Raw genomic sequence first — 22,056 nt, 5'->3', positions numbered from 1 at the left:
TGCTGCCCCTAGTCTATGAGACAATGCCGGAAGATGAAACCTTAAACGATGTATTTTTTTTTACTTCAGGTTAACTTTTCTTGAATTTCTCCTGTTAACGTAGCAAATAGACTGTTAATTAATGCTTGAAACTTAGTTAGGAAGATGAGGGTGTAGGGGTGTCAGGGTGTGGGGTATGAGGGTGTCAGGGTGCGGGGGTTATGAGGGTGTCAGGGTTTGGGGGTATGAGGGTGTAAAAAAGTGTGTCTTCCCCTACACCCCTAAACCCTTACCCCCCTACACCCAAATAAGTACTATCAGTCTGTCATCTCTCAAGAGAAGGAACTACTAATCTATCTAGAACAAGTTTTGAGAAGTTAGGTAAAACAACTATGTTGTTTTCGGGTAATAATAACTTTGTTACTCGATAGCGTTGCTGGTAACGAAAATGACGCGCCCTCCCAATTCAGGAAATGATCAGGAGCCGACAAACCGTCGTTTATTACATCTTCTCCTTTTAAGACGTACTAGCCTAGTTATAGGAATTTTCTTGCTTGCTGGCATTGCATCAGGAATTTGGTGGGTAAGAAATTATGTTTATAACGAATTAGCACCGTTAGTAGAAACAAATCTGGAACAATTACTAGGGCGACCAATTAATTTAGGTCAAGTAGAGTCTTTTTCTCTTTCTAGCTTGAGATTTAGTTCTTTATCAATACCAGCAACGCCTACGGATGCTGACCAATTGACAGCAAAGGCTGTTGAGGTAAAGTTTTCACTGTTACCAGTCCTGTTCACCCGCACACTACCGTTAAATGTCACCTTGGTTCAACCCGATGTTTACATTCAGCAAAACCAGGATGGGCGTTGGGTAACAACTGAGGTCAAGTCTCAAGAAGGAAAAGGTATTGTTCAAACTCAATTACAAACACTTCAGATTGTTAATGGCAATGTAGAATTATCACCAGCTTCTGCACCAACCAAACCTAAAGGTTCTGTAGTGATTAATCAATTTGGTGGTGTGGCGCGATTTTTACCAGAAAATAAAGGAGCTAGTTATGAAATAACAGGTCAATTTGCTAGAGGCGGCACAGTTAAAATTTCTGGTGATACACAATTTCAACCGCAACAAACTAATCTTCAGGTTGCAGCAGATAATTTATCAGCATCAAATGTTAGTAGATTACTGGAATTACCCCTTGTTTTGCAAGCCGGAAGGGTAGATGCTGATTTAAAAGTGACAATTCCCGCAGATGCTTCAGATATAGCAATTACCGGGACTGCTATTCCTCATCAAGTCACAGCGCAAATTCAAAATGTTCCCCAGAAGTTTGTTAATTCTAATGGCAGATTAGTATTTCAAGGTGAGGCGATCGCATTAGATAATCTCACCACCAATTTGGGCAAAGTTCCTCTCTTAGCCAATGGTACAGTCAATCTAAAAACAGGTTTTGACCTTTCCGCCCTTGTCAAACCCGTCAATGCAAAAAATCTCTTAGACACCTTCAACGTTAAATCTCCCGTCGTCGCCACGGGGGAAGTCCAAGCCAAGGTTAAAGTGCAAGGTTCTCTGCAACAGCCAGTTCTTAGCGGTACAGTCAGCAACACCAAACCTGTTCAAGTTGACCGTGTGCAGTTCCAAACTGTTAATACTGACTTTCGCCTCAATGTCAATAAAAATGCTTCTCAAATCACTGTCTCAAATCTTAAACTCGTCCCCGCAGCAGGTGGAATCATTACAGGCGGTGGTCAAGCAATACTAGGCGGTCAAGTAAAATTTGACCTGCAAGCCGGAGGTATTTCAGGAGATATACTGGCGCAGAAATACGGGATTACACCACCAATTAGCATCGGTAATGTCTCAGCTAATACACAAATTACTGGTTCTCTCGGCAAGCAACCTTTAGTACTCAACATTGCCAGAATCTTGGTGCAACCACCAGCCGGAGGGCAAATCGTCGGCGGTGGTCAAGTGCAACTAGCGCCCCAAGGCAGAGTATTGTTGAATGTTCTCGCCCAAAATTTACCAGGGGATGTCATCGCCAAAACCAACAACTCTGCATCTAGCATCAAAGTCGGGAACGTCTCAGCCAATGCTAGGGTTTTTGGCTATCTGGGGAATTTGCGGACAGTCGCCCAAGTGCAAGCGCCGAATGCTACCTACCCAACCATCGGTGCAGCAGTCATTGAGCAACAAGGGCAGAATTTTGTTTTGCCAACGGCTGTGTTTAATGTAGCGGGTAATACCATCACTGCTAAAGGTCAAGTTGCCCAAAACCGTTGGCAAGCTGTTGTTAATACAGAAAAAGTTGAGTTAAGCCGATTTAAAGAAATTCCTGCCCAATTTCAGGGAGTATTAACTAGTGCTTCGGTGAGTTTGGCGGGTAGTACCAAATCTTTTCAAGCTTCAGGAGAAGCAAACTTGAGTCTGGCGGGGGGTCGAGTTAATGTCAGGGATATTAACTTGAATAATAATCGCTGGGAAGCAGTGGCGAATGCTTCCCAAATTCAACTCAGCCGTTTTTCGCAGATTCCCGCACAATTCCAAGGAGTATTAAGTAGTGCCTCTGTGAATTTATCAGGCAGCACAAAATCTTTCCAACCGGAAACCATTCAAGCGTCAGGACAAGCAAACTTGAGTGTGGCGGGGGGTAGAGTCAATGTCAGGGATATTAGCTTGAATAATGGTCGCTGGCAAGCAGTGGCGAATGCTTCTCAAATTCAACTCAGCCGTTTTTCACCCCAACTACGGGGTAGGCTGAATGGTAATGTGCAGGTGGCTGGGAATACAAAATCTTTTGCCTTAGCAGATATCCGCGCCGCCGGACAACTTCGCGCCAACCAAGGAATAGCGCAGTTAGCACAACCATTGTCAGCCGAATTTCGTTGGAATGGTCAGCAAATTATTGTGCCACGGGCGACGACACCGGGGGTTAGTGCGAGTGGTGCGATCGCTGTACAATTACCAGCAACAGGTACACCGAAAATCACCGGCTTTAATTTTGATGTCCTGGCGCAGAATTTCAACCTCAATAATACTGGTGTGCAAGTTCCCGGAGATATCGCCCTATCAGGTTTTGTTGATTTTAATGGGCGAGTGACAGGTACTCCAGAAGTTCCCCAAGCTACGGGTAGTCTGCGGCTACGGAATTTCAATGTCGGAAACGTAGCATTTGACCCCGTTTTAACTGGTAATGTGAATTTTCAAGGCGGACAAGGGGCAAGTCTGCGCCTCGCAGGTACACAAGATAGGATAGCCCTCAACCTCGATGGCAACTATCGCCCAACTTCCTTTTTAGTCCGGCGTGATGGCGCTATTACTACAGGTAGAACCGAGGGAGATAATTTAATTATCAACGCCCAACAATTTCCCATCGCCTTGGTTGGCGGCTTTTTACCTAACAATAACTTGAAACCCTTGGGCGGGCAATTATCAGGAAATTTAGTAGTTAATCTGAATAATTATGCTTTAGCGGGAGATGTGGCAATTTCTCAGCCCCGTGTTGCCAGAGTTTCCGCCGCAGAATTTCGTGGTAGTTTTAATTATGCCAATGGTGCGGCTAACTTAACTAACGGTCTCTTGCGTCTGGGAGAAAGTAGCATTGCCCTCAGTGGAAGTGTGCAAACTGGCAATAATCCCCAATTTCAAGTCCAAGCGAATTTAGCCCAAACGCGAATACAAGAACTTTTACAAGCGTTTAATATCTACGATTTTAAAGATTTCAGCACAGGTACAGAACCACCCACACTAGCAGGCGCAACCGCACTTGATACCACATCTGTGCGCTTACCCAATGCAGACTTGCTCACACAACTAGAATACTTCTCTAAAATTGCCACAGCCACAGAACAGCAACAACAGCAAGAGAAAAAACAAGCACCGCCTTTACCCAGCTTGGCAGAATTAACAGGTGCTTTGAATGGAACAGTAGTAGCCAGTGGTTCTTTAAAATCTGGGTTGAATGCTGGGTTTAATCTTCAAGGGAATAACTGGCAATGGGGACAATATACGATTAATCAAGTTATTGCTCAAGGTAATTTTGCCAATGGTGTGGTTACTCTTTCACCCTTGAGCATTGGCATCAATCAAGGACAGGTAGCTTTTGCCGGCAAGTTAGGCTTGAACCAACTTACTGGACAGTTGAATGTGGCTAGTTTACCGTTATCCCTATTTCAGCCGTTTATTGCCCAATATCCGCTAGATGTCACAGGTGAAGTGAATGCTGTGGCTAATTTGCAAGGCAGTTTCCTCGACCCCAGCGTGAATGGCGAAGTGTCACTGGCGAATGCAACTCTGAATAACCAACCAGTGCAGACAGGACAGGTAAAATTTGCCTACGAAAATGCCCGCTTAAATTTTGACAGTGCTTTACTGCTGACAGGAACCCAACCCATCACAGCTACAGGTAGTATTCCAGCACCCTTACCCTTTGTCGCTGCCAAACCAGCTAGTAATCAAATCAGTGTTAACGCTAATGTGAGTAACGAAGGTTTAACACTGTTAAATCTGCTGACTAACAATCAAGTTTCATGGATAGATGGACAAGGACAAGTGGCTGTGAATGTTGGTGGTACTTTAAACCAGCCGATTATTAATGGCAATGCCACATTGAATAATGCTACTATTCGCGCTCAAGCTTTATCGGAACCGCTCACAAATGTTACGGGAACAGCCCAATTTAACGGCAATATAGTAAATATAGAAGGTATTCAAGCTAATTACAATCAAGGGTTAGTCACGGCATCAGGAATTTTGCCAATTTTTACACCCCAGGCAAATACAACCAATCCTTTGACAGTATTAATAGAAAAACCGCTAGATTTTCAAGTCCCTGGTTTGTATGAAGGTGGTGTGAGTGGTAATGCGGTGATTCAAGGAACAGCACTCAAACCCCAAATTGGCGGCGAAATAGAACTGAGTGATGGACAGGTAATTATTGGCAACTCCACCACCGCTAACGCCCAACCAACCACGACTGATAGTAGTGACATCAATATTAGTGCCGTCACACCCCCAGACACTAACCCCAGCCCTACAAATACTACTACTACTGCAACTAGACCTAATTTACCTGTAGCGTTTGACAACTTACGCTTGACTTTGGGTAATGATGTGCGGGTAACAAGTCAACCTTTACTCAGTTTTGTACCGGGAGTAGGAGGATTTAGTCAACCGATACTCAGCTTTAATGCCAAAGGTGACTTAACAATTAACGGCACATTAGCCAAACCTCTCCCCCAAGGAGAAATTCGGTTAACAGGGGGAAGAGTCAGTTTATTTAGCACCGAGTTCACCTTAGAACGCGGCTATGAACAAACAGCCACCTTTACCCCCAGTCAAGGACTTGATCCTACCTTGAATGTGCGACTGTTAGCGATCGTCCCTGAAACCTCCGCGACCAATAATCGGATTGTAAGATCCCCTTCATCAGCAGAAATCAGCGATGCTTCTGCGATCAATTTTGGTACTTTACGCACCGTGCGCGTACAAGCAAGGGTGACAGGACGCGCTAGTAGATTAAACGAAAATTTAGAATTGACAAGTCAACCCCGCCGCAGTCAAGGAGAAATTGTGGCTTTACTAGGTGGCTCAATTTTGAATAATTTTGCTCAAACCGGAGATGTCACCCAAGGATTAACTAATTTTGCCGGCACGACAGTTTTAGGTAGTTTACAAGGTACGATTACTGCGATCGGTCAAGCAATTGGTTTTAGTGAATTTCGCATCTTTCCTACTCCCATTACTGATCAAACAGCAAGACGTTCATCAGTTCTCGATTTATCAGCCGAAGGTGTATTCAACCTAAATCGAGATTTTTCTGTTTCCTTATCACGACCTTTATTTAGTAGTGATGCGTCGTTCCGTTACAACGTCCTCTATCGGCTCAATGACGAAATTTTAGTACGCGGCGCAACCGATTTGGGCAATGAAAATCTACTGTTCTTTGAATATGAAACTCGATTTTAACAATCCTACACTTTTTTTGTTTCCATAATAAATTTAAACAACTCTCAAAATAGACTACTCTCGTGTATTTTCAGTATTAACTCTTTTTTGAAAGTATTTATTTTAATTAACTACTTAAGTACATGATTTAGCGATCGCTCGTTTTTTACCCGACTTCAGAAAATCGCGTTGCTCCCACCTGGGCTTTCTTGCTTTTCAAAGAGCTTTTAAGGAATTTAGCAAATCTTTTGCAGATGACATTCCCATTAACAACACCATATCCTGATCAAAGTAACTAAAAGAGCCTCCACGACCTACTATTTGTAGGTTTTGAAACTGTTTAAGATAATCTTGAATTTCTAATAAAGCTGTTTGATAATTGACAGTATAAATTGGATGAGTACGCGCTAACCTAACAACAAAGCCGCTAGAAACTGTCTGTTGAGCTAACAATCCAATTTCTCTAAGTTCTTGTTCAGCTTGAACTAAAATTTCTTGATCCGAAAGTTGCCAAATTGATTCATTAAAATCACACCAGTACTCACAACAAAGAGGCGTTTGGTAACAATTGGGCAGGATATCAGGTGACCAATTAGCAAAATTAGTGACCCGCACAACCTGCACACTCTTATCATTAATATATAAACTATGCTCAGGAAAAATTTGATTACCTTCAATAATTAAATACGCAAGAATAGTATTACGAAATTTTAAATATTTCACCAAATTTAGAATTCTTTCTGGAGGAGAAGGAGAAAGTTTTTGTAGCAATAAATTTATGGGTATCGATGAAATTACCCCTCTACACTTATGAGCTTCTTCTTGCCCGGTATGAAGATTTTTCAAAACAAGTTCGTTGATCAAAAAGGAATTATGTTTAACTTGAACTACCTCTGTATCTAATAATACTTGTTGATTTTGTGAACAGATGTAATGTGCAATTCCTTTATAAAATTGTCCGGAGCCTTTTTTAGGATACAAAACTTGATTGCTACTAACATTACTAGTAAAGCTTTTGCTAGTGAACCAGTTATGAATTATTTGTATAAATATGTTGAGATATTTTTCAAAAAGATTAGTTGTCACTCTTGCTACAGCATTAGCACTTATTTGTTTTCCAGAAATACCCCAAACTTTTTCTATATAATCTTTAAAAAAGATTTCAAATAAATATTTACCAAATCTAGAACTTAATTGTTCATGATAATTTTCAATACTAGCATTTGGATAAATTTTAGCTTGGAGATAAGAACTTATAACTTTGATTATTTCTTCCCCTGAAAGAACTGATAATAATTCATGAATTTTCGGAGGGTAACTTAAGAATTTTTTTTCGCCAGTATACCCTAATTAAGGTATTAATATTTACTTTATTAGAGCCTAATATTTCGTTAAAAAGTTCTAATACAGGCTGAGGACTTGTACATAAATAATGCGCTCCATAATCTAAAATGAAACCTTGATAAACAATACTTTTAGACAGTCCTCCAACCTGAGAATCTTTATCTACAACAACTACAGACTCATCTTGTTTTGTCAATGTATAGGCAGATGCTAAACCTGCTGGGCCTGCTCCCAAAATATAAATATGTTTTGAATTGCTCTGTTTGATATTCATTAATTTACGATTTTGAAATATAGTTTTAATCGAAACCAATTAATGCTTTTGATTGATGATGATTGCTCAAATGATTATTTAAAACTTCACTTAAAGTCACAAAGGAAAAATCAAGCAATAATTGTTGTAGTTTAATGTTTGTAGAGCGAAGATTAATGTTATGCGTGAGTTGTTCTTTCCAAGAGAGTGAGACTGGTGGGTGATCCGGATCTAATTCCCACGGATGAATGTAAAATATTACAGAACAATTGTTACGCTCTGCTCTCAAAAAATTAGATTTTGTTAGAGCATACGGATAAAGACGAAAGTAAGCTCCGCCACTTATTGGGATATTGTGTCCCAGTATTGGTCGAATGGAAAGTGGTATTTCATAAATTGAACCTGCGGGCGTGTGAATTTCTTGTATTTTGGGTTCATAATCTGGTATTCCGTAGCGCCAATTGTTGGTGGGAAAAATACTGGAGTCGTAATGAAATCCCAGTTCCGCAAGAATATCCAACGCCCAAAGTGATTTGCGGGTAATTGAGAAATAAGGTGCGCGGTAAGCAATTATGGGTTTTCCCGTCAAGTCGGCTAGAAATTCCTGGGCGCGTTTAGTATCTTTTCTGAATTTTTGAGGAGACATACTGTACACATATTCGTGGAACCAGCCGTGGCAAGCAATTTCATGGCCTGATTGTGCTACTTGCTTAACAAGATGTCGGTTATCGAATGCTGCCTGTCCCAGCCAAAAAAAAAGTTCCTCTGATTTTATACTCTGCCAAAAGTTCTAATAAACTACCTAAGCCATAATGCAAACGGCGTTCAGCAGTGATTTTGATTTCTTCATCAATTGCACCGTGATACCAGTCCTCAACATCTACTGTAAAAGCGTGCTGTAGCCGCTGAGTTTTGTTTGTAACTTGTTGGGCAAATGAGATATTCATATTATTTAAATTCAATAATTATTTATAGGTAATTAGCAAATAGTACTTAATTATTAACAATAGATTTTGAGTCTATGCTAATTCTTATATTTTTTTGTCAAAAGATTTACTGCTTTATTTCCTATCTATAATTTTTTATGTTGCATTATTTTTAAGGGTGATTCTTGTAATTTCAAATCAACTTCTGGCGCAAGTATACATAAAGATAGTAATAGTAATTTCAATATTTCTAAAGCAAAAAATATTACAAATCTAGGGCTATGTCTAAAGTTTCTATACCACAATCGTCGAGGTTCCAAACACAGCCGAAAAAGCCACTCTAAACCCAACTTTTGCATCCAACCAGGAACCTGCGGTTTAGCTCCTGCAAGGACATCAAAGGCTGCTCCAATTCCTAACATAACCGCAGGAACTTGATTTTTATGCTGAGCCATCCAACGCTCTTGTTTAGGACATCCTAATCCGACAAACAGAATTCGTGTTCCTGAAGCCTTAATCTCTTCAATTACGACATTCTTCTCTTCTAAAGTAAGAGGATAGTAAGGGGGTGAATAAGCATAGGCAATATCTAAATCTGGATAACGCTGTTGCATCTTTGTTATCAAAGCCTTCAAAACTTCTTTACTGCTCCCATAGAAACCGATAGGTATTCTGCTGAATGATGCTGCTTTACATATATGCAGTGTAAGTTCTCTACCACAAACTTGTTGCTGATTGATTACACCTAAAGCTTGTAGACTCCAACTTAATGGTTTACCATCTGGAGCTACCAAATCTGCGGAATTCACAAGCTGACGAAATTTAGCAGAGTCGTAAGCTTCCATTACCATATGTACATTAGCTAGACATATATATCTTGACTGCCTTGCTTTAGCCCATTTGATGACTAACTGAGTAACATATTCATAATTAGATACAGATAGCTTCATTCCGAGAATATAGTACTGCTTGTCTATATCTGTGACTTGTAGCATTGGCATTCGTTTAGCAAAATTTTTTTAGTATTACTCGCTATGAGTGACACAACAAAACAACCTTATTTGAGATAAGGAATAATCTCTCAGCCTGATTGAATAAGGTGTTTACTAAAAACCTCATTTTAAGGGTTTATGTTAAGACATAAACTCTCAAATTTCTACTCGGTCTATATTTGAATATTTAGCAATTCGCTTATTTTTATTTTTTGAGGGTGATTAAACAGAGTTAATTTTTATAGATCAAAAAATATTGACAAACTATAATTTGCACTTTTATTTTAACGATTTTTAAATTAAAGTTGTAACTTATATATTGAACTATTAATAAAAAAAAACACAATATTTGTTTACGTATATTTACATTCAATAGCCCTAACTGAATAATGCTTTGGGGATTTGCTTTAAAGCTCCCTCACAATGACATCTTACTGTTTGCGCCTTTGCGCCTTTGCGTGAGACAAAAATCATCCTAATAATCCTTACGCAGAATTATGAAAAAACGCAGACGCGCAAGCGGCTTCCCGAAGGGTACCGCAAAGGGCGCATAGACGCGATAGCGGCTTCCCGCAGGGTAGGACACAAAGTTAGAAGAGTTTGAGATATCTATTTTCTGAATACTACATCTAAAACTCTATATTTACTTATCAGCAAAATCAGTAATAATAGCTTCAAGTTAATAACCAACAGTCAACCATGTCGCAAAATCGCTCAATTGCTGTTGAATTCCGCGATGTCAGCTTTAGCCGTAACCGTCGCAATTTAGTATCAAATCTTAATTTTTCGATTCATCAAGGAGAAGCATTAATATTACTTGGACGCAGTGGTAGCGGTAAAACTACCACTATGAAATTAATTAACCGTCTGTTTACGCCAACAACAGGTGAAGTCGTATTTGATGGAACTCCGACAAGTCAATGGGATGAAATTAAACTGCGCCGCAAAATTGGTTATGTAATTCAAGAAACTGGTTTATTTCCTCATTTCACTGTAGAACGTAATGTTGGTTTAGTTCCTAGTTTAGAAGGTTGGAAACCGAAACAAATTAAAACAAGAGTTTATGAATTGTTGCAATTGGTAGGTTTAGATCCTGTGCAGTTTGCAGGGCGTTATCCCCATCAACTTTCAGGGGGACAAAGACAAAGGGTAGGGGTAGCCAGGGCGTTAGCCGCAGATCCTCCAGTTTTGTTGATGGATGAGCCTTTTGGCGCACTCGACCCCATTACGCGCTTAGAATTGCAACAGGAGTTTCGGCGGTTACAGCAAGAACTCGGTAAGACGGTGGTGTTTGTGACCCATGATATCCAAGAAGCGTTTGTCTTAGCTTCTCGAATTGGATTAATGTATGACGGAGAACTGGTAGTATTAGGTACAAAGGAGGAGTTTCTGCGATCGCAACATCCAGAAAGCCTAGCGTTTCTTCAATGTCTGCGTTCTCTGCAAGACAGTTTATGAAAGACTTTTTCTTGATTAAGTATGCCCCAGAAATTTTACAGCACACGCTGGAACATTTATTTTTGGTAGGCATTGCCATTACAATTGCCACACTTGTTGGCATTCCGTTAGGTATTTTAATTACCCGTCAAACTCATTTGCGTCAACCCATTCTGGGTATTGCTAATGTACTGCAAACCATTCCAAGTTTGGCATTATTTGGTTTACTAATTCCTGTCCCAATTATTGGTGGAATTGGTGTTATTCCAGCTATTGTTGCGTTGACTTTATATTCGTTCCTCCCAATAATTCGCAATACTTACACAGGCATTACCAGTGTAGATCCAGCAATTATCGAAGCTGGGAGAGGTATGGGAATGACTGACCAAGAATTATTATTACAAGTCGAAATTCCCTTAGCAATGAGTGTAATTTTAGCAGGTGTGAGAGTTGCCGCAGTGATAGGTATTGGTATTGCCACAATTGCGGCTGCTATTGGTGCTGGTGGTTTAGGCGTGTTTATTTTTCGCGGCATTGCGGTAGTAAATAATGATTTAATTTTAGCTGGGGCAGTACCAGCAGCCGTGATTGCTTTACTGGCAGATTTGTTAATTGGGTTGTTGGAAACCAGATTAAAAGTTAAATAAGTAATGAAAAGATTTTTAATATTTTTTATTTTAACTTTTACTTTAGTAGTGGCGATCGCAGCTTGTAACCCTAGTGCGAATAATACCACGGGCGATATTGTTGTTGCTTCTAAAGATTTTACCGAACAAGATATTTTAGGTGAATTATTAGCCCAACAAATTGAAGCAACAACTAAGCTTAAAGTTGTCCGTCGTCCCCGTTTAGGCGGTTCTTTTGTTTGTCATAATGCTATCCTGGCGGGGAAAATAGACGCTTATATTGAATACACTGGTACAGCTTTTACTGGTATTTTAAAACAAAAAGCTGTCAATGACCCGAAAGTAGTTTATGAGAAATTAAAACAAGCATACTCCCAACAATTTAAGCTGGAAGTAATGCCTAGTTTGGGTTTTGAAAATACTTTTGCAATGGTAATTCGGGGTGAAGATGCCAAGAAATATAATATTCAAACTTTATCTCAAGCTGCACAATATACACCCCAATGGCGCGGCGGTTTTGGCTATGAATTTTTAGAACGTGACGATGGTTTTCCTGGGTTAGCTAAAACTTACGATTTGCGTTTTTCTAAATCACCGCAAATTATGGACTTGGGTTTAATATATCGCGCCTTAATACAAAAACAAGTAGATATGGTAGCGGGAAATTCTACTGATGGACAAATTACTCGTTTGGGTTTGGCTGTGTTAAAGGATGATAAACAATACTTTCCCCCTTACGAAGCTACGCCAATTATCAGACAAGAAACGTTAAATAAATACCCGGAATTAAGAAGTGCGATCGCTCAACTTTCTGGTAAAATTTCCGCAGATGAAATGCGGCAGTTAAATTATTTAGTTGAAGGCGAATTACAAAATATTAAAGAGGTTGTGCGTGAGTTTCTTAAATCTAAGGGTTTAGGTTCACGCACAGACGCGGTAGCGTCTACTCTTACGAGAACGTCTAACGGCAAACCCGCAGGATAGGCGCAAAGTTTTTAAGTGGAGAGTTTATGAAGTTAAATACAACTTTGAAAGCTGCAATTATCTGGTTTTGTGTTTCTAGTGGAACTGTTATTGCTCAAACATTACCCCTCTCCAATAACTTGATTGCATTTAATTCTAAGGAGGGAGAGAAGTTATTAATTCAAAGTCACTCAAGAGAAGATTTCTTTCCTTTGACTATGCAGTTTGTCACGCAAAATAATCAAGCTTTTTGTGGTGTGGCTAGTAGTGTGATGGTGTTAAATAGTTTAGGAATTGTCGCACCAGAAGCACCACAATATTCTCCTTACAGAGTGTTCACCCAAGAAAACTTTTTTAGCAATGAAAAAACTAAAAAAAGTGCTGACACCCGAAGTTGTCGCCCGTCAAGGAATGACTTTAGCAGAATTGGGAGGATTAATTGCTAGTTATGATGTCCAAGTCAAAGTTTATCATGCAGCCGATACCAATTTAGAACAGTTTCGTCAGCTAGTTTCAACAAACTTAAAACAATCTAATAACTTTGTGATAGTTAACTATTTACGTAAGGAAATTGGTCAAGAAAAAGGTGGGCATATTTCCCCCATCGCGGCTTACAATGAGCAGACAGATAGATTTTTAATTATGGATGTTTCTCGTTATAAATATCCGCCAGTGTGGGTAAAAGCCGCAGATTTATGGAAGGCGATGAACACTACAGATACAACTTCCGGTAAGACACGCGGCTTTGTTTTAGTGAATAGATAAACATTATAGTTTTTAAATGCTTCGACTTGTGCTTTTAAATCTACATAACAACGAGCAACATCTTAATAAGTAGATGGACAAAAATATTTACAGTTATTGCAAGCGAAATGAAGCAATAACTGTGTGTAATTAATTCTGTCCGACTACTTATTGGTCTCCTACTTATCTGCGTTTGCGACATTGTAGTGGATAGCGATTACCCCGCCAGGTTGTCCAACCCTCTGCGCGTCGAGCCTGACTGTTGTATTTCAGATACCAATTATCTTGTTCTGCGCCTAAATAACGAATACCTAAATCTTGTCTGCGGCTGCTAGAAAAACGTTTTGCTAGAGGAACCCACGCACTACCGTTATCACTGAACCGCCCAATTAAACGCACGCCAGAAGTAGTAGAGCAAATATTCCCATTGCAATTAGTTTGGGGGTCATCTACTACTTTCCATTCCATTCGGGCTGGTCTACCGTCAATGTTACAATCCCAGAAACCAAAGAACCACTCACCGACAACTTGACTGGCTTGAGTGTGACTAGATATTAACAATAAACCAGCAGGAGCGATCGCCAAGCCCAAAAGCCACTTTGTGATGTTTTTCATGATGCTTCACCAATACGGAAATTTAATCTGTACTTTCCATTTAATCTATAGGTATTGGTCTTAGCGTTTATGCAAAATAATTAGGACTTACGCACAAAGATTTTCGTGGAGAGAGGGTGTCAGGGTGAAAGGGTATGGGGTGTCAGGGTTTTAGATAAATACACCCCTTCACCCTCTCTCTAAGCCTGGATTATTCGTTTTTATATGAGTCCTATAAAAAACAAAAAAAGGGCGGGTAAATTACCCACCCTAACAAGTTAAGAGAATATGTTGGCTGTTGCAATTAACCCAACAATTGTTTAGCCTTAGCTAACACGTTATCAACGCTAAAGCCGAATTTCTCTAAACAAACGCCACCAGGCGCGGAAGCACCAAAGCGGTCAATGGTGACAGTATCACCTTCAGTACCAATATACTTGTGCCAGCCAAAGCTAGAAGCAGCTTCTACAGCTAAACGCTTGGTGACAGCTTTGGGCAGCACAGATTCTTTATAAGCTGCGTCTTGTGCTTCAAATAAATCCCAAGCAGGTAAGGAGACAACACGTACTTTCTTACCTTCGGCTGTGAGTTTTTCCGCAGCAGTAACACAAAGGCTCAATTCTGAACCAGTACCAATGATGATTAATTCTGGTGTACCTTCAGAATCGACAACAGTGTATCCACCCTTAGCTACACCCTCAATAGATGTACCTGCCAAGTTGGGAACGTTTTGACGAGTCAACGCCAACAAAGTAGGATCATTTTGTTTTGCTCTTTCAATCGCTACTTTGTAAGCACCAGAGGTTTCGTTACCATCGGCGGGACGAATCACTGTCAAGTTAGGAATAGCACGCAAGGAAGCGAGGGTTTCGATTGGTTGGTGGGTGGGGCCGTCTTCACCTTGACCGATGGAGTCATGAGTCATTACCCAAATCGATCCTGCTAAAGACAGGGCAGATAAGCGAATAGCCGCCCGCATATAGTCGGTGAAGATCAGGAAGGTAGCACCGTAAGGAATTAACCCTGAACTATGCAAGGCAATACCGTTACAAATTGCGCCCATTGCATGTTCCCGCACACCAAAGTGAATGTTGGGGTTTTGGTATTGTCCTTTTTGGAAGTCGCCTTTACCTTTGATTTCGGTCAAGTTGGAGTGGGTTAAGTCGGCGGAACCACCAATTAATTCTGGTACAACCGCAGCCAATTTGTTAAGACAGGTTTCGGAATGTTTACGGGTGGGAAGACCTTTATCTTCAGGGGTGTAGGTGGGGAGTACTTTATCCCAACCATCAGCCAGTTTGCCACTGAGATAACGCTCAAATTCAGCCGCTTCCTGGGGATACTTAGCTTTGTAGTCAGCAAATGCTTTGTTCCAGTCAGCTTCGTAACCTGCACCACGTTCTACTGCTTTGCGGGTATGGTTGAGAACATCTTGAGGAATAACAAATGGCTCGTTTTCCCAACCCAAATTTTTCCGGGTTAATTCTACTTCATCTCCACCTAAAGCTGCGCCGTGAATCCCAGCGGTGTTGGCTTTGTTAGGAGAACCATAACCAATAGTTGTTGTCACCTTAATCATTGATGGTTTGTCGGTGACAGCTTTTGCTGCTTCAATGGCTTTGTGGATGGCTTCTAAGTCGGTGTTGCCATCTTTGACATGAAGCACATGCCAGCCATAAGCTTCAAAACGTTTAGAAACATCTTCTGTGAAGGCTACATCTGTAGAACCATCAATAGAGATGTGGTTGTCATCATAAAGGGCGATGAGTTTACCTAATCCCAGGTGTCCAGCCAGGGAAGCTGCTTCACCAGAAACACCTTCCATGTTGCAACCATCACCGAGAATCACATAAGTATAATGGTCAACAATTTTGGCATCGGGTTTGTTGAATTTAGCTGCCAGATGTGCTTCAGCTATGGCCAAACCGACTGCGTTGGCAATACCTTGTCCTAAAGGGCCAGTAGTAACTTCTACACCAGCAGTAACAAAGTTTTCTGGGTGTCCAGGGGTTTTAGATTCCCACTGACGAAATTGCTTGATATCTTCGATACTTACACTGTCATAGCCTGCTAAGTACAGCAGCGCATACTGTAGCATCGAGCCATGACCAGCAGACAAAACAAAGCGATCGCGGTTGAACCACTTAGGATTTTTGGGGTTATACCGCATAAAGCGATCCCATAGCACAAATGCCATTGGAGCAGCGCCCATCGGCAGCCCTGGGTGTCCCGATTTTGCCTTTTCTATAGCATCGACAGCCAAGAAGCGGATTGAGTTAATGCACAGTTCTTCGAGGGATTGGGTTGCAACAGCCATAATAAGATTGTTTTTAACGACGGGTTAGCACTCTGCGATCTTCTCATTTACCGGGGTTGTTAGAACAGTTAAAAGTTAACAGTTATCAAGATAGAATTTACTACTGCTCTTAACTGATTACTGATAACTGATAGGTATTCCCCTACCGTATCCTCATCATCCCATTCCCGATTGGCGATGGACAAGCGGGATATCCTGAGTTTATGGTAATTAATCAACCTGAGAATATTGGTCATGCTGAACCCTTGGTTCAGCTGGGAATGATATCTATGATACTTTTGTCTGGCGAATCTGAGGAGAAGTATGAAGTGTGAAGTGTGAATCCTACACTCAGCATTCGCACTTCGACTTCGCTTACTGTACAGCACTCAGCACTCAGTACTTTTTAAAGACTAGGGTGACATTATGGCCACCAAAGCCAAAGGAATTGGATAGAGCCACTTCAATTGTTTGGGCGCGGCTAGTGTGAGGAACATAATCCAAGTCACACTCAGCGTCAGGATTTTCGAGATTAATGGTTGGGGGAATTTTTTCGTTGGCGATCGCTAGTACGGTTGCAACGGCTTCAATACCACCAGAACCACCCAACAAATGACCTGTCATCGACTTAGTAGAGCTGACTGCTACTTGATAAGCATGGTTGCCCAAGGCTGTTTTTATGGCTTTGGTTTCGTTGGAGTCGTTAGCTGGAGTGCTAGTACCATGTGCGTTGATGTAGGTTACTTGTTCTGGGGTAATACCTGCATCCTTGAGTGCTAGTTGAATGGCTCTAGCTGCACCTTCACCACCGGGAACTGGGGAGGTCATGTGATAAGCATCACAAGTCATCGCATAACCAATGATTTCCCCATAAATGCGTGCGCCACGACTGAGAGCGTGTTGCAGTTCTTCTAAAATTAAAATTCCCGCACCTTCACCCATGACAAATCCATCGCGATCGCGGTCAAAGGGACGGCAAGCATGAGTCGGATCATCATTGCGGAAGGACAAGGCTTTACAGGCGGCAAATCCAGCTACAGATAAAGGTGTAATTGCTGCTTCACAGCCACCGCAAATCATGGCTTGGGCGTACCCTCCTTGAATCAGGCGAAAAGCATCCCCAATGGCGTTAGAACCAGCAGCGCAAGCAGTTACAGTACAGTTGTTTGGCCCTTTCGCCCCAGTGTGAATGGCTGTCAATCCGGCTGCCATATTAGCAATCATCATTGGGATCATGAAGGGACTACAGCGATCAGGGCCACGATTTAGATAAACCGTTTGCTGGTCTTCTAATACCTTAATCCCGCCTACGCCAGAACCAATAATTACCCCTATCTGTTCAGCGTTTAGCTCATTAATTACTAGGTTTGCGTCAGCCAATGCCTGTTTTGCTGCTGAAACCCCAAACTGCGAAAATCGATCCATGCGCTTGACTTCTTTGCGCTCTAAATATTCATGAGGATCGAAGTTTTTTACTTCACCAGCAATCCGACAATCATGGCTGGACGCATCAAAATGTGTGATGTAGTCGATACCATTGCGTCCGTTGACTAATCCTTCCCAATATTCCGCCGATGTGTTGCCAATAGGTGTAATCGCGCCAACACCAGTTACCACAACACGTTTACGTATATAATCTGTCATGACTCAGTTAAAGGTAGCGAGAAAGCTGCAAATTAGAGTGCTGAGGAGCCACTGCGTTGAGGAGACAGTGCTGTGGACGGGTTTACCGACTTGAAGCGACTGTCGTCAGCAGAGTAGCTAGTGGCGTTGCTGAGTGCTGAGTTTTTAGGTAGAAAGACTAAGTGATAAAGATAGGAAAACAACTTCTTTACTCTTGAGTACTCAGCACTTACTACTCAGCACTCAGCACTTTCTTAAGCGGATGCGGCAACTTGATTTTCAATGTAATCAACCGCATCTTGGACTGTCAAAATCTTCTCGGCGGCTTCATCAGGAATTTCAATCTCGAATTCTTCTTCAAAAGCCATAACTAGCTCGACGAGATCCAGGGAATCAGCACCTAGATCATCGATAAAATTAGATTGGGCAGTAATCTTTTCTTCGTCAACACTTAGTTGATCAGCGACGCTTTTTTTGACCTTTTCAAAAGTTTCGTTTTGGCTCATACAATAAAATTCCTTGACCAGTTGCTATTAGCCGCTCTTGATGAGTGACATGGTTTTTGAGCATATACATCTTATCGGAAAGCGCGATCGCCCGTATACTACCGAAGTATTTTCTTCTCGAAAACCTTTTCCCTAGCCCCCCAGGGTTACCCAAGGTAGTATGGCAATTTTGGCGATCGCATACACTGTATAAATGCTCCTACTTATTAATTGTTACTATTTTTTTGACTAATGTCCAAATAAATTCCTACTGCTGAGTCTGAGTGCTGAATGGTCAGTAACAAGACTAGTCTATAGTCCCTAACCCCTAGTCACTTTTATTTTTATGATTACTCAAACGCTGAAATACGCTTATTTTCCAGGTTGTGTAGCCCAAGGTGCTTGTCGAGAACTGTATCAATCAACCCAAGCCCTCACACAAGCTTTAGGTATTGAATTGATTGAACTCAAAAAGGCTGCTTGCTGTGGTTCCGGTACATTTAAAGAAGACTCTCAATTATTGGAAGATACTGTTAACGCCAGAAATATTGCCTTAGCAGAATCCTTAAATCTTCCACTACTCACTCATTGCAGTACCTGTCAAGGTGTAATTGGTCATGTTAATGAACGTTTAAAAGATTGTCAAAATAGCAATCCGACTTACATTAACCAAGTGAATGGCTTACTCAAAAAAGAAGGTTGTTCACCTTATCAGGGCAGTACAGAAGTAACACATTTGCTTTATGCTTTGGTTAAAGATTATGGCTTAGAAGAAATTAGCCAGCGTGTCACCCACAAGTTAACTAATTTAAAATGCGGTGCTTTTTACGGCTGCTATCTGCTCCGTGGACAAAAAACCATGCTATTCGATGATCCTTTCCAACCAGAAGCAATGGAAAATGTGTTTCGGGCTGTGGGTGCAACACCAATTTATTATCGGGGTCGTACCCAATGTTGTGGTTGGCCATTAGCTAGTTACGCCACTAATGAATCTTTTAAAATGGCAGGAATGCACATTCAAGAAGCTTTGGCAAATGGCGCTGATTGTTTGGTGACACCTTGTCCTTTATGCCATTTGAATTTAGATTCTCGTCAACCAGAAGTTGAGAAAGTGATTGGTAAAAAGTTAGGTTTGCCAGTGCTACATTTACCACAATTAATTGCTTTAGCACTGGGGATTAGTCCGCAAGAACTTGGTTTAGAAAGACATATTGTTTCGACAAAACCAGTGTTAAAAAAAATTAGGCTTGTAATTAGAAAGCGAAAATCGAACCACAGAGGCGCAGAGTTCACGGAAAAATGAGAGTTTGAGAGGTATTTTCCCTAATTATTAATTAAAGCAAAAATAAAAAGGTAAAATGCTTTTTTTACTTTTACCTTTTTATTTTTTACTTTTAATTTTATTGTCGTTGCGATCGCTTGAATGCTTGATACATATCTGGCAAACGACTAGTAATCGCACTGACTTTGAGATAAATTTTGTGAGGTATGGCTGGAGTACCAGAAACAATTTCTTTGGGTGGGACATCGCTGTGAATACCAGTTTGGGCAGAGGCGATCGCCCCATCACCGATTTTGACTTGGTTGGCGACTCCCACTTGTCCTGCTAAAATTACACGATTACCAACTTGGACACCACCAGCCATCCCGGCTTGACCAGCAATCGCACAACCCATCCCAATTTGGCAACCATGACCAATTTGTACTAAGTTATCAATTTTGGTATATTTACCAATTCTCGTCTCACCAACTGCTGGACGGTCAACAGCACTGTTACAGCCAATTTCTACACCATCTTCTAAAACTGTGTAGCCTGATTGTTCCATTTTGAACCAACCAGTGCGGGTAGGCACAAAGCCAAAACCTTCTGCACCAATCACAGCGCCACTGTGAACTACGCAATCTGCACCGATTTGGCTACGTTCGTGAATTGTACAATTAGCGTGTAAGGTAGTGCGATCGCCAATTTTGACATCAGGATAAATTACGACATTGGGATGAATAATCGCATAGTTACCGATTTCCACCCGTTCTTGCACCACTGCGTGAGGGCCAATGTAAACATCATTACCAATTTTTGCGGTGGGATGAATCACAGCCGTCGGATGAATTTCTGGGCTGGGGCGATATGGTTGATAAAACAGAGTCAAGACTTGGGCAAATAAAAGTTTTGGTTCTTTTGTACTTACCCAAGCAATCCCACGTTCTTGGGCTTGAGTTTGTAAAGTTGGATCTTCGGGCAGAATTAAAGCACTTGCGTTTGTTTTATTAATTAAAGATACAAATTTACTACCTTCGACATAACTGATAGTCCCAGTTATGGCTTCATCAATAGCAGCAACCCCTGTGATGTCTATATCTTGGGCTGGGTTAGTTATCAGGCTATTACTAGTAGTAATATCCCCAAATTGATGGATGATTTCGCTGAATTTCATTTTGAGATTGATTGAAAATTCGTTCCAAGCAAAATTATTGTCCCTCTTTTAATAGGATTTAGGCAGTGAAATGAAAAATCAAAGGTAAAGACAAAGGGTGTAAGGATTTGCTTCCTTACACCCAATCTCAACAATGAATTTTTTTATAAGTCCTGTTTATTTTCTGGCTTTTAGGTCGTTTACTAGCACTCTTCTGCTGATGGGACTTTGCTGGGGAGATTTTGCCTGAGTAAGACTTTTAGCTGTTGATTATCTTCAGCAGCGATGGTTTCACCGTAGTGATGGAGTTGAAACAGTTGGCAATAACGATTTTGTTTAGCACACATCAAACAGCCGTAAGCATGATTGCCATTTGTACCACAGAGTCGATGTCCCATAACTGGGCCAAGGGAAATATTGTGTTCACTCGCCACTGTGCTGAGAATAGAACGCAGTTGTGACTCAAATTTTGCTGATAAAAGTTGTTTGCGTCCTGGTTGTGTACGATCCCATTGGGGTACTATCAAACCTTGTTTTAATAAACTCTCTTCGATTTCTTCTGACATGACAATCCCAGACAAAATTACATGGTGGGCTACGTAGGGTAGCAGTTGATGTGCCAATTGCCACATCAAAGCTTCATCAAACCACTGTTCCACTAGAGGGCGGAGATACCAGCAGCAAGGAATACCAAGTTGAACTAAATCTTGTAACAGTCTAACTCTTCCTGGAATTGAGGCTTGTTCATAACCAGGTTTTAAAGGTGGTAAACTCACAAAAACTGTGACTCGCAGTGCATTTGGTCTGGCTAAGGTAGCTTTCAAACGTTCAAGAAATGCTTGACCTGGATGAACTTTAGTGGTTATGTAGACCATATTGGCGGCTTGACGGTCAATCAGTGCATTGAGGATTGACAATACACGTTCCCGATGCGCCGGAATGAATGGGTCAGAATAGTCGCATAAGGAAATGGGATAGCCTTTTTCTCCTTCTGGGGTGGCAAAAATCCGGTCTAATAAACGATCAATTAGGTCAGTAGGGGTGACATTATTCTCAAAGCTTTCTGGATGATGATGCCATCCCCGGTCTTGGTGACAGACACAATAAGCACATGCAACGGGACAACGATTCTGGGCATCTGGGAGAAATGGATTCAGACTGAAGTATTTAACGGCACGTTCTTGAGAGGGCATTCCTAACACGGGAAAGCCATGCAGCATATATTGACTGCCCTGCAATGTAATTTCAGACAGAGTAGATTGGTAGTTTGACATACACCCTTCAACAAAAAATGCGAAAAATCGCTTACTCTAGGGTGGCTGCTGCAAATGTGGAGTGACAATGAGAGAAATGCTTGAAAATAAGTATTATTTGTTACGTTTGATGTAGTTTTACTGAAGTATTATTCCCATTTCTTCACAGTAGAACAAAGG

Annotated in this window: 16 protein-coding genes and 1 pseudogene; 6 read left to right on the top strand and 11 right to left on the bottom strand. The window is 41.1% G+C overall.

From position 1 onward, the window contains the following. Positions 1-427 precede the first annotated feature (427 nt). Complete coding sequence (locus ACX27_RS06955; RefSeq protein WP_062290140.1) at positions 428-5,947, top strand: translocation/assembly module TamB domain-containing protein; 5,520 nt, start codon at positions 428-430, stop codon at positions 5,945-5,947. Between the two features lie 195 nt (positions 5,948-6,142). Here the strand turns inward: ACX27_RS06955 and ACX27_RS06950 are convergent, their stop codons facing one another. From ACX27_RS06950 to ACX27_RS06930, 5 genes are all read right to left on the bottom strand, one after another. Then, positions 6,143-7,012, bottom strand: a complete 870-nt coding sequence (locus tag ACX27_RS06950; RefSeq protein ID WP_062290137.1) for a hypothetical protein — start codon at positions 7,010-7,012, stop codon at positions 6,143-6,145. A 211-nt stretch (positions 7,013-7,223) separates the two neighbouring features. Continuing rightward, complete coding sequence (locus tag ACX27_RS06945) at positions 7,224-7,544, bottom strand: NAD(P)-binding protein (protein WP_144427412.1); 321 nt, start codon at positions 7,542-7,544, stop codon at positions 7,224-7,226. Positions 7,545-7,569: 25 nt separating this feature from the next. Continuing rightward, positions 7,570-8,271, bottom strand: a complete 702-nt coding sequence (locus tag ACX27_RS06940; protein WP_235526653.1) for a DUF3473 domain-containing protein — start codon at positions 8,269-8,271, stop codon at positions 7,570-7,572. Continuing rightward, positions 8,249-8,470, bottom strand: a complete 222-nt coding sequence (locus tag ACX27_RS06935) for a hypothetical protein (protein ID WP_062290128.1) — start codon at positions 8,468-8,470, stop codon at positions 8,249-8,251. Before ACX27_RS06935 ends, ACX27_RS06940 begins: the two co-directional genes overlap by 23 nt. A gap of 125 nt (positions 8,471-8,595) precedes the next feature. Further along, entirely contained in the window at positions 8,596-9,444 is an 849-nt protein-coding gene (locus tag ACX27_RS06930; RefSeq protein WP_235526533.1) for a WecB/TagA/CpsF family glycosyltransferase, read from the bottom strand. Between the two features lie 696 nt (positions 9,445-10,140). Here ACX27_RS06930 and ACX27_RS06925 point away from each other — a divergent pair. The 4 genes and pseudogenes from ACX27_RS06925 to ACX27_RS06910 all read left to right on the top strand — a co-directional run bounded on the left by ACX27_RS06925 (position 10,141) and on the right by ACX27_RS06910 (position 13,232). Next, positions 10,141-10,899 (top strand): ATP-binding cassette domain-containing protein, encoded by a 759-nt coding sequence (locus ACX27_RS06925; protein WP_062290125.1) that lies wholly within the window; start codon positions 10,141-10,143, stop codon positions 10,897-10,899. After that, entirely contained in the window at positions 10,896-11,525 is a 630-nt protein-coding gene (locus ACX27_RS06920; RefSeq protein WP_062290122.1) for an ABC transporter permease, read from the top strand. Before ACX27_RS06925 ends, ACX27_RS06920 begins: the two co-directional genes overlap by 4 nt. Positions 11,526-11,528: 3 nt before the next feature. Further along, positions 11,529-12,488, top strand: coding sequence for a glycine betaine ABC transporter substrate-binding protein (locus tag ACX27_RS06915; protein WP_062290119.1), 960 nt, complete (start codon positions 11,529-11,531; stop codon positions 12,486-12,488). A 26-nt stretch (positions 12,489-12,514) separates the two neighbouring features. Further along, positions 12,515-13,232, top strand: a pseudogene (locus ACX27_RS06910) (phytochelatin synthase family protein). Between the two features lie 162 nt (positions 13,233-13,394). Here the strand turns inward: ACX27_RS06910 and ACX27_RS06905 are convergent. The 4 genes from ACX27_RS06905 to ACX27_RS06890 all read right to left on the bottom strand — a co-directional run bounded on the left by ACX27_RS06905 (position 13,395) and on the right by ACX27_RS06890 (position 18,230). Next, positions 13,395-13,826 carry a DUF6006 family protein gene (locus ACX27_RS06905; protein ID WP_062290116.1) on the bottom strand — a complete coding sequence of 144 codons (432 nt, stop codon included), beginning with the start codon at positions 13,824-13,826 and terminating at the stop codon, positions 13,395-13,397. Positions 13,827-14,109: 283 nt separating this feature from the next. Continuing rightward, positions 14,110-16,122 (bottom strand): transketolase, encoded by a 2,013-nt coding sequence (gene tkt, locus ACX27_RS06900; RefSeq protein ID WP_062290114.1) that lies wholly within the window; start codon positions 16,120-16,122, stop codon positions 14,110-14,112. A 375-nt stretch (positions 16,123-16,497) separates the two neighbouring features. Continuing rightward, positions 16,498-17,745, bottom strand: coding sequence for a beta-ketoacyl-ACP synthase II (gene fabF / locus ACX27_RS06895; protein WP_062290111.1), 1,248 nt, complete (start codon positions 17,743-17,745; stop codon positions 16,498-16,500). A gap of 233 nt (positions 17,746-17,978) precedes the next feature. Next, positions 17,979-18,230, bottom strand: a complete 252-nt coding sequence (locus ACX27_RS06890) for an acyl carrier protein (RefSeq protein ID WP_062290108.1) — start codon at positions 18,228-18,230, stop codon at positions 17,979-17,981. Between the two features lie 325 nt (positions 18,231-18,555). Between ACX27_RS06890 and ACX27_RS06885 the strand changes: the two genes are divergently transcribed. Continuing rightward, positions 18,556-19,512 carry a CoB--CoM heterodisulfide reductase iron-sulfur subunit B family protein gene (locus tag ACX27_RS06885; RefSeq protein WP_062290105.1) on the top strand — a complete coding sequence of 319 codons (957 nt, stop codon included), beginning with the start codon at positions 18,556-18,558 and terminating at the stop codon, positions 19,510-19,512. 97 nt (positions 19,513-19,609) lie between these two features. On the opposite strand, the gene lpxD is transcribed toward ACX27_RS06885, so the two are convergent. Further along, positions 19,610-20,644, bottom strand: a complete 1,035-nt coding sequence (lpxD, locus tag ACX27_RS06880; RefSeq protein WP_062290101.1) for a UDP-3-O-(3-hydroxymyristoyl)glucosamine N-acyltransferase — start codon at positions 20,642-20,644, stop codon at positions 19,610-19,612. A 182-nt stretch (positions 20,645-20,826) separates the two neighbouring features. Next, positions 20,827-21,897 carry a hypothetical protein gene (locus ACX27_RS06875; RefSeq protein ID WP_062290098.1) on the bottom strand — a complete coding sequence of 357 codons (1,071 nt, stop codon included), beginning with the start codon at positions 21,895-21,897 and terminating at the stop codon, positions 20,827-20,829. Positions 21,898-22,056 lie beyond the last annotated feature (159 nt).

The sequence above is a fragment of the Nostoc piscinale CENA21 genome, assembly GCF_001298445.1.
Taxonomy (GTDB): Bacteria; Cyanobacteriota; Cyanobacteriia; order Cyanobacteriales; family Nostocaceae; genus Nostoc_B; species Nostoc_B piscinale_A.
This window is presented reverse-complemented; position numbering and strand designations above follow the sequence as displayed.

What these genes read in the sequence shown, in the direction of transcription:
- ACX27_RS06955 (WP_062290140.1), top strand. Translation starts at nt 428, where the DNA reads ATGACGCGCCCTCCCAATTCAGGAAATGATCAGGAGCCGACAAACCGT.
- ACX27_RS06945 (WP_144427412.1), bottom strand. Translation starts at nt 7,544, where the DNA reads ATGAATATCAAACAGAGCAATTCAAAACATATTTATATTTTGGGAGCA.
- ACX27_RS06935 (WP_062290128.1), bottom strand. Translation starts at nt 8,470, where the DNA reads ATGAATATCTCATTTGCCCAACAAGTTACAAACAAAACTCAGCGGCTA.
- ACX27_RS06930 (WP_235526533.1), bottom strand. Translation starts at nt 9,444, where the DNA reads ATGCTACAAGTCACAGATATAGACAAGCAGTACTATATTCTCGGAATG.
- ACX27_RS06925 (WP_062290125.1), top strand. Translation starts at nt 10,141, where the DNA reads ATGTCGCAAAATCGCTCAATTGCTGTTGAATTCCGCGATGTCAGCTTT.
- ACX27_RS06920 (WP_062290122.1), top strand. Translation starts at nt 10,896, where the DNA reads ATGAAAGACTTTTTCTTGATTAAGTATGCCCCAGAAATTTTACAGCAC.
- ACX27_RS06915 (WP_062290119.1), top strand. Translation starts at nt 11,529, where the DNA reads ATGAAAAGATTTTTAATATTTTTTATTTTAACTTTTACTTTAGTAGTG.
- ACX27_RS06905 (WP_062290116.1), bottom strand. Translation starts at nt 13,826, where the DNA reads ATGAAAAACATCACAAAGTGGCTTTTGGGCTTGGCGATCGCTCCTGCT.
- tkt (WP_062290114.1), bottom strand. Translation starts at nt 16,122, where the DNA reads ATGGCTGTTGCAACCCAATCCCTCGAAGAACTGTGCATTAACTCAATC.
- fabF (WP_062290111.1), bottom strand. Translation starts at nt 17,745, where the DNA reads ATGACAGATTATATACGTAAACGTGTTGTGGTAACTGGTGTTGGCGCG.
- ACX27_RS06890 (WP_062290108.1), bottom strand. Translation starts at nt 18,230, where the DNA reads ATGAGCCAAAACGAAACTTTTGAAAAGGTCAAAAAAAGCGTCGCTGAT.
- ACX27_RS06885 (WP_062290105.1), top strand. Translation starts at nt 18,556, where the DNA reads ATGATTACTCAAACGCTGAAATACGCTTATTTTCCAGGTTGTGTAGCC.
- lpxD (WP_062290101.1), bottom strand. Translation starts at nt 20,644, where the DNA reads ATGAAATTCAGCGAAATCATCCATCAATTTGGGGATATTACTACTAGT.
- ACX27_RS06875 (WP_062290098.1), bottom strand. Translation starts at nt 21,897, where the DNA reads ATGTCAAACTACCAATCTACTCTGTCTGAAATTACATTGCAGGGCAGT.